The organism is Salinivibrio sp. PR5, assembly GCF_001996085.1.
Taxonomy (GTDB): domain Bacteria; phylum Pseudomonadota; class Gammaproteobacteria; order Enterobacterales; family Vibrionaceae; genus Salinivibrio; species Salinivibrio proteolyticus.
On record NZ_MUFK01000038.1, the window covers coordinates 1 to 17,292 of the forward strand.

14 protein-coding genes and 1 tRNA gene are annotated in these 17,292 nt (G+C 50.8%); 2 read left to right on the forward strand and 13 right to left on the reverse strand.

Annotation, left to right across the window (positions count from 1 at the left end):
• Positions 1–87: 87 nt before the first annotated feature.
• From BZG82_RS12690 to BZG82_RS12720, 7 genes are all read right to left on the reverse strand, one after another.
• Complete coding sequence (locus BZG82_RS12690) at positions 88–663, reverse strand: SLATT domain-containing protein (protein WP_077765991.1); 576 nt, start codon at positions 661–663, stop codon at positions 88–90.
• On the reverse strand, positions 641–1,522 hold the full coding sequence (locus BZG82_RS12695; RefSeq protein ID WP_077765992.1) for an SMODS domain-containing nucleotidyltransferase: 882 nt from the start codon (positions 1,520–1,522) through the stop codon (positions 641–643). The genes BZG82_RS12690 and BZG82_RS12695 overlap by 23 nt, the downstream gene beginning before the upstream one ends.
• A 483-nt stretch (positions 1,523–2,005) precedes the next feature.
• Positions 2,006–2,096 (reverse strand) — tRNA-Ser (locus BZG82_RS12700).
• A gap of 130 nt (positions 2,097–2,226) precedes the next feature.
• Positions 2,227–2,979, reverse strand: a complete 753-nt coding sequence (gene pstB, locus BZG82_RS12705) for a phosphate ABC transporter ATP-binding protein PstB (protein WP_241837379.1) — start codon at positions 2,977–2,979, stop codon at positions 2,227–2,229.
• A 133-nt stretch (positions 2,980–3,112) separates the two neighbouring features.
• Complete coding sequence (gene pstA / locus BZG82_RS12710) at positions 3,113–4,417, reverse strand: phosphate ABC transporter permease PstA (protein ID WP_077765994.1); 1,305 nt, start codon at positions 4,415–4,417, stop codon at positions 3,113–3,115.
• Complete coding sequence (gene pstC / locus BZG82_RS12715) at positions 4,410–5,792, reverse strand: phosphate ABC transporter permease subunit PstC (protein WP_069588287.1); 1,383 nt, start codon at positions 5,790–5,792, stop codon at positions 4,410–4,412. Before pstC ends, pstA begins: the two co-directional genes overlap by 8 nt.
• Positions 5,793–5,858: 66 nt before the next feature.
• Positions 5,859–6,899, reverse strand: coding sequence for a substrate-binding domain-containing protein (locus BZG82_RS12720; RefSeq protein ID WP_069588285.1), 1,041 nt, complete (start codon positions 6,897–6,899; stop codon positions 5,859–5,861).
• A gap of 334 nt (positions 6,900–7,233) precedes the next feature.
• On the opposite strand from BZG82_RS12720, the gene BZG82_RS12725 reads away from it, so the two are divergent.
• Positions 7,234–7,707 carry a hypothetical protein gene (locus BZG82_RS12725; protein ID WP_077765995.1) on the forward strand — a complete coding sequence of 158 codons (474 nt, stop codon included), beginning with the start codon at positions 7,234–7,236 and terminating at the stop codon, positions 7,705–7,707.
• A 57-nt stretch (positions 7,708–7,764) separates the two neighbouring features.
• Here BZG82_RS12725 and BZG82_RS12730 read toward each other — a convergent pair whose 3' ends face one another.
• Both BZG82_RS12730 and BZG82_RS12735 read right to left on the reverse strand, forming a co-directional pair.
• Positions 7,765–9,381, reverse strand: a complete 1,617-nt coding sequence (locus BZG82_RS12730) for a methyl-accepting chemotaxis protein (protein WP_077765996.1) — start codon at positions 9,379–9,381, stop codon at positions 7,765–7,767.
• Between the two features lie 152 nt (positions 9,382–9,533).
• Positions 9,534–9,995 (reverse strand): DUF3429 domain-containing protein, encoded by a 462-nt coding sequence (locus tag BZG82_RS12735; RefSeq protein ID WP_232112141.1) that lies wholly within the window; start codon positions 9,993–9,995, stop codon positions 9,534–9,536.
• 322 nt (positions 9,996–10,317) lie between these two features.
• Here BZG82_RS12735 and BZG82_RS12740 point away from each other — a divergent pair, with 322 nt between their 5' ends.
• Positions 10,318–12,000: a BCCT family transporter gene (locus tag BZG82_RS12740; RefSeq protein ID WP_077765997.1), complete on the forward strand. Its 1,683-nt coding sequence runs from the start codon at positions 10,318–10,320 to the stop codon at positions 11,998–12,000.
• Between the two features lie 63 nt (positions 12,001–12,063).
• On the opposite strand, the gene glpC is transcribed toward BZG82_RS12740, so the two are convergent.
• The 4 genes from glpC to BZG82_RS12760 all read right to left on the reverse strand — a co-directional run bounded on the left by glpC (position 12,064) and on the right by BZG82_RS12760 (position 17,288).
• The gene (gene glpC / locus BZG82_RS12745) at positions 12,064–13,320 is read right to left on the reverse strand and encodes an anaerobic glycerol-3-phosphate dehydrogenase subunit GlpC (protein WP_077765998.1); all 1,257 of its coding nucleotides are present in this window, start codon (positions 13,318–13,320) and stop codon (positions 12,064–12,066) included.
• A complete protein-coding gene (glpB, locus tag BZG82_RS12750; RefSeq protein WP_077765999.1) occupies positions 13,310–14,623 on the reverse strand; it encodes a glycerol-3-phosphate dehydrogenase subunit GlpB in 1,314 nt (437 codons plus the stop codon). The genes glpC and glpB overlap by 11 nt, the downstream gene beginning before the upstream one ends.
• A complete protein-coding gene (gene glpA, locus BZG82_RS12755; protein ID WP_077766000.1) occupies positions 14,620–16,314 on the reverse strand; it encodes an anaerobic glycerol-3-phosphate dehydrogenase subunit A in 1,695 nt (564 codons plus the stop codon). Before glpA ends, glpB begins: the two co-directional genes overlap by 4 nt.
• Before the next feature lie 290 nt (positions 16,315–16,604).
• Positions 16,605–17,288, reverse strand: a complete 684-nt coding sequence (locus BZG82_RS12760) for a YoaK family protein (RefSeq protein ID WP_077766001.1) — start codon at positions 17,286–17,288, stop codon at positions 16,605–16,607.
• Between the last annotated feature and the right edge of the window lie 4 nt (positions 17,289–17,292).

The following is a 17,292-nucleotide window of genomic DNA, read 5'->3' on the forward strand; positions in this document are numbered from 1 at the left end:
CTTACTACCCCCCCCCCGAAGGCTTCTAACGCTTGGCTTTGCGGTGTGCCAGAGCGAAGCGTAGGCACGTCCGCCAACAGCCACTTGTTAGCACTTTTTCAGACTCTTTGGCAAAAATGCATCAATCTCCTCATCGGAAAAAGTCATATCTTCAAGGTTCTTCAGCGCTTCTTGTGCTTTTTTATATGCTTTAAAATTAGTGCTCGGCGCACCTGTATAAAGAGCATGCAGCTCGGTTAATAAGTCATCTCTTTTTTCTCGCAATTCATCGTCACTGCTTGAATTGGAGCGCAAGTCCGTCAGAAGGGAGAGATACTGCTCGCGAATCAGCCAGAGGTCAGCAGCAGCTTGACGATGCTTCTGCGCCAATTGTCCGAGGTCGTAATCTTTTGTGTAACCATTCAGAACAAGTAATGCCGCCGAAACTAAACCGCCAGCAATCGCACCAACTTCTCCAGTTCCAAAAATTATCGAAATGAAACCGGCTGTACTAAGCGCAGACAATATAATTTGTGCAATCTTTATATTTGAAAGCCGACTCAGAAGAATATCGGCGCATTTCTCATGTGTTTTATGCGAATAAACGACCCGGCCATAGCACCCCCGAATTTGCTCTTCGAGGAATGTCAGTCCTTTATTGTTAGCTTGGGAATTTGGTTCCAAAAATCTCTCTCCAGCTCTGTTTGGACGACCATTCACGCTTAGGGTTTGCTGACTCGTGATTACATGCCTCTATTGCGATATTGCAACAACGCCTTGCTTTCCATTGGAACAAATCCTTGCCATAAACGTACTGACCACTACCAGGGGCTTTCCAGTATTCCTTTGTTTTATCCTGGTTTGCCATGAAATTAAAAAAGTCGCGACACATCCAATCATAATATACAAATGATTTATCTCTATGCTCCCAACTTACAATAAATTGGTAGGCCAACGTATCTATCAGCAAGCCTCCGATGGGAACGTCCCATTTTCTTTTCCAAATACGCATCATCCTACAAAGCCAAATCAGGTTCTTGTTACACTGATTGTTCCTTGCCCTAATTGCTTCAATTTCTGGTTTTGGATTGGTGGTACGCCAACGGCCGGCATTATTTGCATCAGGATAGGTGAAGCTATCATCTTTATTAACAAATGCAGGAACAACCTCATAAGTCAGACCATCATCAAATGGAACCAGAATTACTTGACCGTCACCACGAATCTTGGTGGTAGCATAGGTTCGTTCTATGGAGCGCTTGACTTCCTGGAGCAATGCAGACTGGCCGTTTCCATTGTAATTGTTGTATCGTTCATAAACGCTATATGGCAAACGAAACAACATATCAAGATCACTAAAGCCCCCCACGGCGGTGTTTCTACCATAAGAGCCGACATAAAGACTGTGTGAAGTGTCAGAAACTGTATCCCAAAAATCAGTGTTCAGTCTTCTTGTAATAGCTTTATATCGTCTCGATATTGAGTCCTTATTACTGACCTTGATATTTCCACAAAATGTGCTGAACCAATCTCCTACGGCCATCTTTCCTCCCTCTTGCTAACATTGTATTTGTGCGCGTGCTCGATTTGTCAAAATCGTTGTACGCCCTGCTTTATCCATAAACCACTGATACAAATACAGTTTTTCCATCTATCTCATCAAGATCTCTTCGGTGATAGTGTGCATGCCGCCTATCCCGGTTGAGGTATTCACATTATCCCCGCGCTTGTACTTTTAACCGATTGATTATTCGTATTTTTTATTTTATCGCCTAGGGAAAGTGTGAATCGGTCATGAGAAAGCGTGCATCCATGTGGGCGCTTTTGTTGCGTTCCACGCTACCGCCGTTGGTTGTCGGCATCCAAAAGACCATGTAAGAGGAAGAAATATAAAGGATTAGAATACCAAAGTGCAGAATAGCTGTTTAGGCATAAACGCCTAAAATGTTGGTGAGGTCAGGGTTTGGGAGTTTGCGGGACAATAAATGCAAAAAAGCCGCTGACTGAGCAGCGGCTTTTCGGTATGTGGCGGAGAGATAGGGATTTGAACCCTAGAAGGGCTATTAACCCTTGCCGGTTTTCAAGACCGGTGCTTTCAACCACTCAGCCATCTCTCCGGAACGGGGCGTATAGTAGAGGCTGCTCAGAGCGATGTAAAGTCCATTTTTACTTTTCAGCACTTAAGTGCTGAAATTATCAGCAAAAGCCTATTTTCAGCGCTTTTCTCTCCTTTGCCCCGCAGTTTATTTAGCCAAATCGGCCATTAATGTAATCATGAGTCAGCTTGTGCTCTGGGTCGTTGAACACTTTTTCAGTGCTGTTCACCTCAACCAAACTCCCTAAGTGGAAATAGGCCGTTCGGTCAGACACACGCGAGGCTTGTTGCATGGAGTGCGTCACGATCACTATGCTGAAGTTTTTCTTCAGATCGGCAATCAGCTCTTCAATAATACCGGTGGCAATCGGGTCAAGGGCTGAGCATGGTTCATCCATCAAAATCACTTCTGGCGCGACGGCAATGGTGCGAGCAATGCATAGACGCTGCTGCTGACCACCAGATAAGCCTGTGGCAGGTTGGTCGAGGCGATCTTTCACTTCGTTCCATAGCCCTGCTCGAGTCAGCGATTGCTCCACTAACTCATCGAGTTCGGCTTTGCTGTCGATCAGTCCATGTATTCTCGGGCCATAAGCCACGTTGTCATACACCGATTTAGGGAACGGGTTAGGCCGCTGGAATACCATGCCCACTTGCGAGCGCAGTTCCACAATTTCTGTCTCTTTGTGGTGAATATCTTCACCGTCGAGAATGATATCGCCTGTCACCACACAGCCGGGAATGGTGTCATTCATTCGATTTAAACAGCGCAAAAAAGTGGATTTGCCGCAGCCTGATGGGCCGATCATCGCAAGAACTTCTTTCTCGCCAATATCAAGGCTCACGTCTGCGATCGCCGGTTTTGCGCCATGTTCGTAGTTCACAAAGACATTGCGCGCCGTCATTCGCGGGTTATCCACAAAGGGCACACCGCAGGTTTCTTTGGGGGCTGCGGTATTTTGGGGCGTCGTGTTCACTGTTTGCTCTGTAAGAGTTCCGTTAGTCATGGTTGTTGTCGTCATGGTTTTCTCTCCCGACTTACCAGCGTCGCTCGAGACGCTTACGCATAATCACGGCGCAGGCATTCATAAAAGCAAGGAATGCCAGCAGCACCATGATTGCGCCAGAGGTGTTTTCGACAAAGCCCTTTTCAGGATTCTCTGCCCATAAATAGATTTGTACAGGTAGCGCGGTCGCCGCATCGAGTGGCCCAGATGGAATGTCGACAATAAACGCCACCATGCCGATCATAAGAAGCGGTGCGGTTTCACCCAGCGCTTGTGCCATCCCAATGATGGTGCCGGTGAGCATGCCTGGCATCGCTAATGGCAGCACATGGTGAATAACCATTTGCATCTTGGAGGCCCCTACCCCTAACGCGGCATCACGGACCGAGGGTGGCACCGCTTTAATAGAGGCACGGCTGGAAATAATGATGGTTGGCAGCGTCATAAGGGTAAGCACCAAGCCGCCCACAACCGGCGCAGAACGCGGTAAGTCAGCAAAGTTGAGGAATACCGCCAGCCCCAGTAAACCAAACACAATCGAGGGCACGGCCGCGAGGTTATTGATGTTAATTTCAATGATCTCGGTAATGCGGTTGCGTGGCGCAAACTCTTCCAAGTAAATCGCCGCGGCTACCCCAATCGGAAAGCTCAGCACTAAGGTGACCAATAAGGTGTAGAAGGATCCAACCGTCGCCCCCCAAATTCCAGCGAGTTCGGCATCGCGGCTATCACCATTGGTGAAAAAGCGGGTGTTAAACACGGTACGGATCCGATCATCGCTTTGCAGTTGGTTAAACCAACCAATGTGCTTGTCTTTAAACTGACGATAAGACTCCGGTAAGTTGCCGTCGATATTGCCTTTGTTGAACTGGTTGACGTTGTCTCCAGCAAGCGCCCAAATATCGATTTGCTGTCCAACAAGGCTAGGATCTGCGGCTACGCGGTCGCGCAAATCGTACTCCGCCCCCGTGGAAAGGAAGCGGAATAGCTCACGCTTATCTGTACGTGACGTCACGTCTGGCAAGGTAGCAAAAATGGCATCGGCCAGTACCGAGCGATAGCTCAGGTATTGCAATGTTTCGTCATTGAGCGGTTTGCCCTCAATGCCAAGTTTATCGGCGCTTAAATCGACCGTGAGGCGAATTTCTGTGGTGTAGAAGGCGGTATAGCCTTGCGAGATGATTGACCCAAGCAATACCACCAAAAACGTAAACGCCAACAAAATCGACCCAATGCCATACCAACGAAAGCGTCCTTCGCGTCCGCGTCGTTTGGCAAGGCCTGCTTTTACTCGCGCGCGCTTGTTTTGCGCGATCTGTGCAATTTTATCAGTCATATTGTTCTCGATATTTCTTCACAATACGGAGCGCAACAAAGTTCAGCGCTAGCGTCACAACAAAGAGCGTCAAACCCAGTGCAAATGCGGCCAAGGTTTTCGGGCTATCAAACTCTTGGTCGCCCACAAGAAGAGTCACGATCTGCACGGTAACCGTGGTGACCGAATCAAGTGGGTTCGCGGTGAGGTTAGCCGAAAGGCCAGCGGCCATGACCACAATCATGGTTTCGCCAATCGCACGGGATACGGCAAGCAAGAGCCCCCCGACAATGCCCGGTAACGCGGCTGGAATAACTACTTGGCGGATAGTTTCAGATGGCGTCGCCCCCAGTCCGAGTGAGCCATCGCGCAATGACTGCGGCACCGCGGTGATCACGTCATCAGATAGTGAGGACACAAACGGGATGATCATCACCCCCATGACAAACCCTGCAGCCAGTGCACTTTCCGAGGACGCACTCTCAAACCCAATCGCTTGTGCAACGTCGCGAATTACCGGAGCCGCGACCAAAGCGGCAAAAAAGCCATACACCACGGTCGGAATACCGGCAAGAATTTCAAGAATCGGCTTTACGATACTGCGTACGCGCGGTGAGGCGTATTCAGCGAGATAGATGGCACTCATCAGCCCCACAGGCGCCGCAATACACATGGCGATAATCGAGATCATCAAGGTGCCGGTGAATAGTGGAATCGCGCCAAAAGAGCCACTTGCTCCTTGCTGGTCTGCGCGTAAAGCAATTTGCGGTGACCATTCCGTCCCGAAGATAAAGTCGGTAATCGAGATCATCTGGAAAAAGCGCAGGGCTTCAAACAGCACTGAGAGCACAATGCCTAGCGTGGTCAGAATGGCTAACGTCGAACACAGCAGCAAAAACGCCTGCATCACGTTCTCGACACGGTTGCGGGCCCTTAGCCGCGGCCGCAGCGAGCGCCATCCAAAGGCAAACCCGGCCAACGCCAATGTTGTCATGGCAGTAAAACGCAAGGTGTTCCCTAACGCATGGAGGGATTGATAGTGTTCAGCCGCTGCTAACAAGACAGCATCGTCAGTTTGGGTGATGCCACTGGCAATGTTCCCGATTTGGCTGTAGACCAAATCATGGCTATTGATGCGCACAAGGTAGCTATCTGGGATCTGTGCCATCACCAAACTGTGGATCAAGTTCGGCTCCACGGCTTGCCATAGTAGCAGTAAAATCAACGCCGGAATGGCGGCGAGAATCGCAACATAGGAGCCATAGTAATTGGGGCGAGAGTGAAGCTTGCTCAATCCACCAGCCATATCAGCCAGTTTGATTGAACGTGTTCGAGCAAGAAAGAAGCCTGAAATTGCAATCAGCGCAATTACGGTCATCAACATGGATGTGGTCATTGTTCCTCCTGAACACGAATAAAGGTGACACAGCCTGTGTGCCACCTTTTCGCGTTCACACTGCCATTACAGATTCGGGTTTAGATTCACCGCTGCAGTGCGTACGTTGTTCCATTCTTGGCTTGCCAATGGGATAAGACCACGGTCGGTCAGATAGCCCATTTCGCCGATAGCATCTTCTGCCGTGAAGGCATTCACATACTCTTTCAAGCCTGGGATCACATCTTCATGCGCTTTCTTCACGTAGAAGTAGAGTGAGCGTGATACGGGATACTCGCCACTACCAATCGCATCAAATGTCGGCTCAACACCGGCAATTTTTGCGCCTTGAACTTTATCGGCATTCTGCTCGAGGAAGCTGTACCCAAAGATACCGAATGCATCTGGATTCGCTTCAAGCTTTTGCACGATCAAGTTGTCGTTTTCGCCCGCTTCGATAAAGGCACCATCTTCACGCATGCCATGACAAATGGCTTTGAATTTATCTTCATCGCTGTCTTCTAGTGCGGCAATTTCAGGATATTGAGAACAGCCTGCTTCCATAGCGAGTTCAACAAACGCATCACGCGTACCTGACGTTGGTGGTGGACCTAGCACTTCGATCTTGGTTTTCGGCAGTGATGGGTTCACGTCTTTCCACGTTTTGTGTGGATTGTCGATGAAGTTGCCTTTGCCGTCTGGCACAGTTTTAGCCAGTGCGGTGTAAAGATCTTTCAGTGATACGTCATATTGTGGCGATGCTTTTGAGTTCGCAAAGGCGATGCCGTCATAACCAATTTTGATTTCGACGATGTCGTCTACACCATTGGCTTTACAACGCTCAATCTCAGAGCTTTTGATTTTGCGTGATGCATTCGTGATATCTGGTGTATTTTCACCCACACCTGCACAGAACAGCTTCAAGCCACCGCCTGAACCAGTTGATTCGATTTTGGGTACTGAGTATTGCGACGTGCGACCGAAGCGCTCAGCAACCACAGTAGCAAAAGGGTAAACGGTAGAAGAGCCAACGATGCTAATGTAGTCACGGTTTGCGGCCGTTGCGCTACCCGCGGCCAATACGGCCATTGATACTGTAGTAGCAGCAAAGAGAGCTTTGAGTTTCACATCAACCTCCAAGTCGATTGTTTAAGTTAGTGCTGTGCAAATTGTCCAACCTGCACATGACGAAGAACTCGGTTAGCTGTGAAACACCTTAAGCAGGGTTCGTGACACTTCCTTGATGAGACGATGAAGCTTTAATGACAGGCCGATCCTTTGGTAAGCAACGCAAAAATTGGCGCTCACACGCTCGCGTTGCGCGGCGGTATCGCTAGGATATAGCCAAGCTTTTTCGTGCTGCAACGCCGGTTAGAAACGGGTATAAGCACTATTTAAGTCGTGTGGCATGGGGCCGCACAGCATCCTGGCGTAAAACAGGGAATAGCCGTAAGGATTCATCATGGCGGAGCCAAACGATAGCCTCGCGCGCTCAATTAAGTCGCATCGGGCGAGAGTAAAAAACACCCAATCCCAACCCAGTAAACCGTCGGTTCTGTTTTTGTGTGATGGGCTTCAGGGCGCCTCGTTAATGGCAAGCGCCATTATGCAGAACAAAGCCGGAGCGTTTTTTGAGATCGTGTGCTGTCACACCAGCCCTGACATGGCAACCGAACCGGCCGCACGGGCGTTGATTCAATTTCAAATCTCAACCGCGGATATTGTGCCGGTGCCTTTGGCCGGCTTATCGTTGAACTATGTTGACTATTTAGTCGCCCTTTCGCCTGCCGCAGTGCAATCGGGCCTTGCACTGCCCAGCTATGGCAAGTTTGTACCGTGGGATGTGTCCGAGCAGACCAACGCCAGCACAACCGCAGTGCTACGGACCATCAATCACAATGTGAATTACTTCCTGTCTCTCTATTTGTTTCGCTAATTCAGCTCATCCCACAAAAAATGCGCCGGTTAGGCGCATTTTGCATCAAGGCTACGGTTAGAGTCGAAACGCTTGGGCTTGCTCGCGAATGCTGGCGTTTTCTTTCTCCAGTCGCTCATAGGCGTCCCGCGTTTTCTCTGCAGTCTCTGCTAGCGACTCCGCTGCACGGTGAATCGCCGATACATTTTGGTTCAGATCGCCCGCTGCCGTGGTTTGCTCCTCTGTGGCGGTCGCAATCGCTCCGGTCATTTCGGACACTCGCTGTGTCGCGGCATTAATCGTTTCTATCGCTTCTGCCGCGCGTTTCGCGTCGTCCAAGCCTTTTTGGGTGAGCGTTTGGCTATCCGTCATCACTTGATAGGCCTGGCGTGCTTTGGTTTGTAGTCCTTCAATGATTTGGTTGATCTCATCCGTGGATGATTGGGTTTTGGTCGCCAAGCCGCGAACCTCGTCAGCGACCACCGCAAAGCCACGGCCGGCCTCACCCGCTCTCGCTGCTTCAATCGCAGCATTCAGTGCCAACAGGTTGGTTTGTTCTGCAATCGTACTGATCACTTCAGACACTTTGCCGATATTTTCACTGTCTGCGCTTAAAGCCTCAATGACTTGCGACGCTTTATTCACTTGCTCCTGTGCCGCCACACTTTGCTGATACGACTGTTCAAAAATATCACGCCCTTGTTCAGCGTAATCGCGTGATTTATCTGTTTGCTCCGCCGCATTGACCGTATTGGTAGCAACTTCCCCAAAAGTGGATTCCATCTGCGTCATCGCGCTCGCCAATTGTGATAACTCGCCACGCTGTTGTTCAACACTCCTAACAGTGTCAGTCACTTGGTTTGATAGCTCATCACTCACCGCTTGCAAACGCTCCGTTCCCGCGACTAAAGCGCTAATCAGTGCCGTTACACTGCTTTGCATTTGGTCAAAGGTCTGCGCTGCTTGCCCGATTTCATCACGATTAAACGCATCTAAGGTGAGACGTTGGGTTAAATCGCCGCTCTCGACTCGCTGCATCTGCGCCACCAAGCGTGCAAGCGGACCACGAATACGCTGTTGAAGAAGCAGGGCTACCCCCACCATCAATGCGATCAGCGCGATAATGACCACGATGCCAATATAAACCAGCTGTTCGATTTTATTCGCCTCACGCGTTTTAATCGCGTTAGCTTGGTCCTCTATAGATGCTTGTAAAGTGGCAAGGTTCGCCACAATCTGATCAAAAGGTGCCAGCATCGGCCCAAGCATTTTACGGCGCGCATCTTCCATCTGACCGTTATCGATCAAACTGATATAGTCGTTCTGCATTTGGCGATACGCATCCAGCCGATCGGCAATATCTGCCACCGCTAGACTATTGGCATCTCGCACAGTCAAGGCTTCCATGTCAGCCAAAGCTTGGCTAACTGCCTCATCATTGCGTTCAATTTTCACCAAAATATCACGGTGTGCTTGGCGGCTATCTGTCAGGCCATAATCCAGCGCGAAGCGACGATAGGTCACGGTAAAATAACGGAGATCAGAGACAGTACTAAGAAGCCGAACATTACGCTCAACAACGTCATTAAACTGCACTTTCACCGTTTTAATTTCGCTAAATAAATAAGCGCCGCTGACCGCAACAGCGACACCTAATGTGAGAAAAATTACTCGTAAGTATTGAATGATCGTCATTTTGCCCCCCCGCTACACCTATTGGCATTGATAAAAGACTAATTATTCTTTTATCAGTAAGCTAACGGGTACGACCAATCACTGTGATAGGTTCAATCTAAATCCGTTTTTCATTGTCAAAATAACTCACGACAGTAGACCAAAAGCTAACGTTAAGCCACCAGTAACAGTAAGCCATGACAGCCCACAACACCCGCAGTCAAACGGCCACGCATCACTTGGTAAGCGGCGGGCTGCTCTTCCTCTCGTTCGCTCTTTCGGATCCATTTTTCAGCCAACCATACCGCCAAGTAACCCGCAGTGAGAATGCCAGTGGCGATCACGTATTGCGTTGCCCCTTGAATGAGTGCCCCCCATGCCAGTAGAGCGAATAAGTTACTCAGCAATAATGCATTACGGCTGAGTTTATGGGAAAAATGGTCGATACCATTGCCCCACAACACGCCAGATAAGAAACTTAAAATCACCGCACTGTAGCTTAAAAATAGCTGCTCACCACTGAGTCCAAATAAGGTTAAATCGGCCCAAGTAATAATTACCCCGCCAATAAACGGAACCAAACCCAGATAGCCAAGTTGCAGCATGGTATCGCGCGCAGAAGGTTGAGGTTTCATGAAGCTACTCCCATCAAAAAGCGGTCACGTTTAGGCCTGTTTTCAGTATACGAAGCCCAGTCTAACTTGGTCGTCTTATCGACATTTTTTGCTGATTTTCTCGGCGTTTTACAACTTTTAGCTGTGATTTATCCCTCATTTTTTTGCAAATATAGGGAATATTGAGTACATTGCTGCCCGAATTCGTTTTCACAGGCTGCCAACTTTTGCCGACAGCAGCCATGCGGCGAGCCGATAGTTCGTCAATTTTTCCGCTTGTTTAAGGAGCACCATTAGCGCTTACCGCTACCCCTATTTTTCGCGTTTGAAAGAGGAGTTATTCATGTCAACGCAACGTACACGAAGTACACCCGGCGCCGAATCAATGCGCCCGACTTATCACCCATTTGAAAACCGCGTAACCCAAAGCGGCCTTTTCAAAGGCGTTCACAAAAATATGATGATCGCCGCTACCCTTCTGGTTTTCGCCTTCGTACTGTTTACAGGCTTTAACACCGATCTTGCCGCCACGATTTTTGCAACTGCACGAGGCTGGGTCGAATCCACCTTTGGTTGGTACTACATGATGGTGCTGGTGTTGCTTCTCACGACCAGTTTGATCATTGCCGTCACGCGCTTAGGCAGCATCCGTCTGGGAGATGATGACGATCGCCCCGAGTTCAGCACGTTTTCTTGGTTAGCCATGCTTTTTTCGGCTGGTGTCGGGATTGGCGTACTGTTTTTTGGGGTAGCCGAACCCACGTTCTACTTTGATACAAGTGGTGCGTTCGGCTACCCCAACAACCCGTATGCCGATATGGCTGGGGCGACCGCCATGGGCTTTGATCGTGCCGCCGATGCGTTGCGAGTCACCTATTTCCATTGGGGCTTTCATGGCTGGGCGGTGTATGTGATTGTCGGGCTCGCGTTGGCCTATTTTTCGTTTCGTAAGAAACTGCCTCTGGCCCTACGTTCGACCGTCTATCCACTCATTGGTGAGCGTATTTATGGTCCGATGGGGCATGCCATCGATATTCTTGGCGTGCTGGGTTGTGTATTTGGGGTTGCAACCTCACTGGGGTTAGGCGTCAGCCAAATTGCCGTGGGGCTGGATCGTTTATTTGGGATTGATCCCGGTGTGGTCACTCAGGTGATACTCATTGCGCTGATCTCTGTGGCTTCCATTATGTCTGCGCTATCTGGCGTGGGTAAAGGGATTCGGATTATCTCTGAGTGGAACATTATTGTCTCGGCCCTTGTGATCGCCTACTTCCTGTTTGGTGGCCCGACAGCTTGGCTGATTCAGATTTTTGGCGTCTCGCTGGGTGACTACTTGGTGAACTTTATGCCAATGGGGCTGTGGTTCCCTGATGAGCAAGGTCCCGCTGCATGGCAAAATGCGTGGACCATTTTCTACTGGGGATGGTGGATTGCTTGGGCGCCCTTTATTGGCCTATTTATTGCGCGTATTTCACGCGGTCGTACCCTACGCGAATTTATCTTTGGTGTGCTGTGCGCGCCGACACTGATGATTTTTGCTTGGCTCGCTATCTTTGGTGGTAATGCCCTACATCAAGAGCTTGTCGCTGACGCTGGGATTGGTAGCGCAGGGATCATTGATTTGGTGAATAGCTGGGACTTACCCGCTGCACTCTTTGCAAGTGCCGATGGGATCACCGGCGGTGGCATCACTGGATGGATCCTCAATGCCATGATGATTTTCCTGCTATTTAGCTGGTTTATCACCTCGTCGGACTCTAGCACGCTGGTGCTTACCACGATCCTTTCAATGGGCAATGAGCATCCACCGAAGCGTTTCCGTATTTTTTGGGGGTCGATGATCGGGGCGGTTGCCGCCGTGCTGTTGGTCGCGGGCGGCTTGAAAGCACTGCAAACGGCCAATATGGTCACCGCATTGCCTATCAGTATCCTTCTGATCCTCATGACAATCAGTGTGCTGAAATCTTTGCTTGAAGAGTCGATGGGTAAATCGACTGCATCGAACACATCGCAAGCTAAGCAGTAAATCTGACTGGGCACGTAACAAAAGCGCCACCGCATTGGGTGGCGTTTTTCTTTGCAACGAATATTACGGCGCTGCTGGCTCTCCAACCGCCATCGCTAGCACACTCACCGGATGCAAAGCTTCCAGCGATGTGTTTTCTTCAATTTGCCATTTACAGGTTTCACAGTCGGTGATCGCAAAGTCCGCCTGCGCGGCTTCAATCTGAGCAAACAAGCCACTACCGATGGCAATCGAGGTTTGATAGTTCTCAGTTTTAAACCCATAGGTACCTGCCAAGCCACAACACTCACTATCGAGCACAATCACCTCTAAGCCTGGGATCATTCGTAACAGCTCAATGGTAAACATCGCATTACCACTGCGCTCCAAATGACAAGGGGTATGGTAAACCACCCGCTTATTAATTGGGTTGAGCCTGGGCATCTCGCCATTCATGGCCGCTTTGAGTAAAAAGCGGGTCACAAAGCTGATTTGCCCTGCCACGTGGGCGTTATCCACTCCCAGTACGTGGGGGTACTCTTCTTTTAACGTCAGCGCACACGATGAGGAGGTGGCTATTACAGGGCGATGCTCGGCAACCGCATCGGCAATCATCGCGGTATTAGCGGTCGCGTTACGGCGCGCTTTATCGTAAAAGCCATTGGCAATTAAAGGCACGCCACAACATTTATGTTTCTCGAGCAATTGCACGCCGTACCCCATCGCATTCATCACTTTCACCAAGTCTTTACCAAGCTGCGGATTGTTAAAATTCACATAGCAGCCATGAAAGTAACTGACTTGTTTGGGATAATCCGCTTGTGTCGCTGCTTGGCTTTTCATCCAACGCCGAAAGGTGCCAAACGAATACTTGGGTAGGGATTTATGTTTATCCACCCCAATCGTGGCATGCATCACCGCTTTCACCGGTTTCAGATCCGTCATCACGTTCACCAACGGTGCTACTGGATTAGCAAGCGTGCCAAACAAGTCGGTATGGCTCAGCACGTAATCACGCATCAACTTAGGATTGATGTTTTTCTTGCCGTGTTTGCCGCGTGCCACCGCAATGATGTCGCCAATTTTTACCCCGGAAGGACAGGCGGTCTCACAGCGTTTGCAGTTGGTGCATAGCTTGAGCAGGTCATCATAATACTCAGGGTTTTTGATCCGCAGACGCTCACCATCCGGGCCACACTCTTTGGGGCCAGGATACGCAGGGTTCGCTTTTGATACCGGGCAATACACAGTACAGACCGTGCATTTAATGCATTGGTCAAAACTGGTGGGTTGCGGCGCATGGTCGCTATAGTCACGCTGTTTCAGCCATTCAGTTAGCATGGGACGCCTCCTTAGCGTTCGCCATCACAGCGAGCGCACGTTGCGCGGCGGCGTAGCCGGTTGCGATCGCGACGCCACCGCCACAGCCTTCATAGACGGGGTCGTAACCACTGAGTACCGCACCACACACAAACAGGTTTTGGCAGCGCTTGCCGCGTGCGGTGGGACGTAGTTGGTTGTCGGTGTTAATGCCAAACGCCATAAAGGGGTGGCTTTGCTGACTGAAAAAGTCGTCGTTGCGCCACTCACTCCGATCAGGGCTTTGCACCATGTCTAATCCCAACGTCGGTTCGCTCACCTGAGTGCGGTCGGCATTGAGACCGCGACTAAAATAGCTGCCCGTGGCCAAGATCACTGCCTCTGCGGTTAACGGAATATCTTCGAGTTGACGCGTATGCAAAGCGGTAAGGCGACCGTTGTCGTCAAACTCACCGCCAGTGACTTGATCGCCGCACAGCAATACCCCACCCGCACTAGCAAAAGCCCGCTGTAACGCACGCTCAATGCGGATCCCCAGCAGAGAAGGCGGCATGGTCGGCACTTCGTGAAAACAGCGATCGGTGCGCTGTTTAAGCGCATCCATCCCCCGCTCGCCGGCCACATCGGCAATGATGGCGGGTAAAATCACCAGCTCATCCGGGCCGGACTGCGCGATTAGTTGCTCGCACAGACTGTCAAAGGCATCAGGCTCAGCCAATAAACGAGAAAGATCCACCGAGTGTAGCTCATTGCGGTTACGGCGTAATCGCTCGGCTCCCGGGATCGACAGCGTAATGGTGCGACTTGGGCAGGATGCAAAATCACGCTGGGCGGTAATGGTGTCTTTCGCTAACGTCGGTTGCGCATCGCGATAGCCTTCAATGGCCACAAAACACAAACCAGAGAAACGACGCGGGCCGCGATGCTGATACACATGCCCTTGCGATAGCCAAGTCGGGCGCACGGTACCCAATGGCGTAATGCGGCCGTGGTTGGCGTTATCTTCTTGATGATACAGACACACCTTTTGCGCACTCAGTTGGTGTTGGAACCAAGCGAGTGACTGGGTGATTTCCTCTAAACTGACTTTGGCATAGGGATGCTCAGGGTGCTGGCGCACCAGTTTCGGAATCGCTTCAAAAGGCTGACTGACCGGCTCACCATTGGGAAAATGGCCCAATACATCAATGGAGCCTGACGAGAAATGTAGCGCGCTTTGTCCGGCGCTAATCATTACGGTTTTCTTTCCCGCTTCCAGTGACCGCAATGCGGCAGTAAACCCGGCAATGCCGCCACCAATCACTGCGATATCGTAGTGGATCATTGTGATACCTCCTGATCAGCCGCTGACGTCGGTGCAGCACGCTTTATCTCAGCGCTACTGCGCGGTGCCTTCGGCGGCATTGGCACCTCACCGGCGCCAAATAATCCTTGATAAATCCAATAGCTAAATTCGGCTTCGCGTAGCGCATCGCCCCAAAAAATCGGTTTCACGCCTTTCCAGCGCTCTTCGAGAAAATCCACCAGCAGCCCTGCACTGGCTTGGCCATCTATCCCTGCCAGTTCACTGAATAAGCTAGCGGCACGATAGCTGCACAGCTCGCCCTGACAAGGCCCCATACCCAGACGAGTGCGCCGACGCAGATCGGTGAGATTTTTCACATCCAGCGATTGAATCGCATAGTTCACCTCGCCCTTGGTCACCATTTCGCATTCGCAAATCACCGCTTGGCTGTCGTCACTTTCATCTAAAAAATGGCTAACGCGCTCACCGTGGCGGTAATAGGCGGATTGGTAGACAGGTTTCACCAAGCTAGCACTGGCTTTACGGATCCCTTTAGAAGGCTCAGAGCCTGGTAGCGGGCGAATCGCAGTTTGGCAACGGTTGCGGTTACCCAACTTTTCAGCCACCAAGTCTGTGGCTTGCTCGGCCATCAAACGATAGGTCATGAGCTTGCCACCAGTGATAGTGATCAAGCCTTCCAGCCCATCGCGTGCTTGGTGATCGAGTAACACAATGCCGCGACTGATATTACGGCCACTGCCGTCGTCATCTACCGAGACCAAAGGCCGCACGCCCGCATAGGCGCGCAACACGCGTGTATTGGCCATGATGGGGGCGAGCTTCGCCCCTTCACGCATCAGCACATCCACTTCTTGTGGCGTCACCGCTAACTTATCAATCTGATCGTACTCGATGTGCTCAGAGGTGGTGCCGATTAAGGAAATGGTGTCACCGGGCACCAAGATGTCGGCGTCTGCCGGTTTCCGACAGCGGTTGATCACCCGGTTATTAATCCGATAGTCGAGGATCAGCAATGAGCCCTTGGCGGGGAACATTTTGATATTCAGATCGGCATACTCACAGATTGTCTGCCCCCAAATCCCTGCGGCATTGATCACTTGCTTCGCCATAATGGCAAAACGCTCGCCGGTGAGGGTATGCAAACACTGGACGCCTTGCACCGTCGCCCCTTGACGAATTAATCCCATCACCCGGGTATGGTTAAACACCTTGGCGCCGTGCTCTTTGCCGTCCAGTACATTCGCGGCACACAAGCGAAAGGGGTCGATAATGCCATCCGGCACCTGTACCGCGCCAATCATCGCTGGGTTGGCGTTGGGTTCGAACGCTAACGCTTCACGTGGTGTCAGTTTTCGGGTCGGAATACCGGCTTTATCGCAACTGGCAATAAAGGTGTCTTGGTACGCTAAATCATCTTCCGGCAAGGTGATAAAAAGTCCGCTGGTGTCTTCCACGCAGTGGCGAGCAACGGATTTAAGGATGGTGTTTTCTTGAATGCATTCACGGGCCGATTCGGTATCTGTGACCGCGTAACGAGCCCCAGAGTGCAGCAAGCCATGGTTGCGCCCCGATGTCCCAGCCGCAATATCGTCACGTTCGAGCAAAATGCATGAGATGCCACGCAGTGCGCAATCTCGCATGATGCCGGTGCCGGTTGCACCCCCACCGATGATGACCACATCCGTTTCAATATACTGGCTATTTGGCATGGGGCCTCCTTGTTACTGTATCGTAACGGGAGTGTGGCATTTTCCGTGTCACAAAGACGGCGAGATCATCACACAATGCGCGAATTCGAAATACAAACTCACACTTGTTTGATTTAAGACAAACTTTTAGCCGCCAAAAGACGCGCGAATGGTGACACGGGAAGCCACCGCTACAAGGGAAAGGCCCGACGATCGCACCGAAGGCTCGGTCAAGTTGGCTAACTCGATGCGAGGCACAATAAATACATTAGAAAATGCGCGAAAACGCGCATTGTTAATAGGTTGTATAATTACTTGCTGCTAGTGCGGGTCACTAAACGCTGGCGTGTCATGTACCCGCGATAACACAGAGCCACCACAAAACATAACCCTGCGGGAAACAGCAGGGCAGCAAAATGGAAGTGCGCAAAAAGCGCCGCACCCACTACCCCGCCGACGATAAAGCCAGACGCGATCAGTAAAAAGAGCATCAGTTTGCGCTTATCGACTGGATTGCCGCGCAGCTTCCCCCCTAGCATCAATCCTAAATCGGTAAAGATGCCGGTTAAGTGGGTTGAGCGCACGATCGCGCCGCTGTAGGTGGTCGCCATCGCATTCTGCAAGCCGCACGCTGCCGAGGCGGCTAACTGACCAATGGCAAACCCGCGAGAAAGAAAATAAAACGCCACCACAATTAGCCCAGCTTCGACAAACAGTGCCGAGTCATAATGGCGGCCCAATTTAAGCGTGCTGCCATGCAATAAGCATCCGGAAATCGCGGCACCGAGGAAAAAAGCCAACAATAAGCCACCCAGTTGGATAACTTGTGTCCATTGGCCTGCAAACAACCCCGAGCCAAATTGCGTCGCGGTGCCTGACACGTGCGACACGGCTTGATGTTCAAAGCCCAACAAACCGATCGCATTGATGGTACCGGCGATCAGCGCTAACACAAACGCCCCGGCTTCAACCCACCGAGGCAAACGGGTAATCATTGGC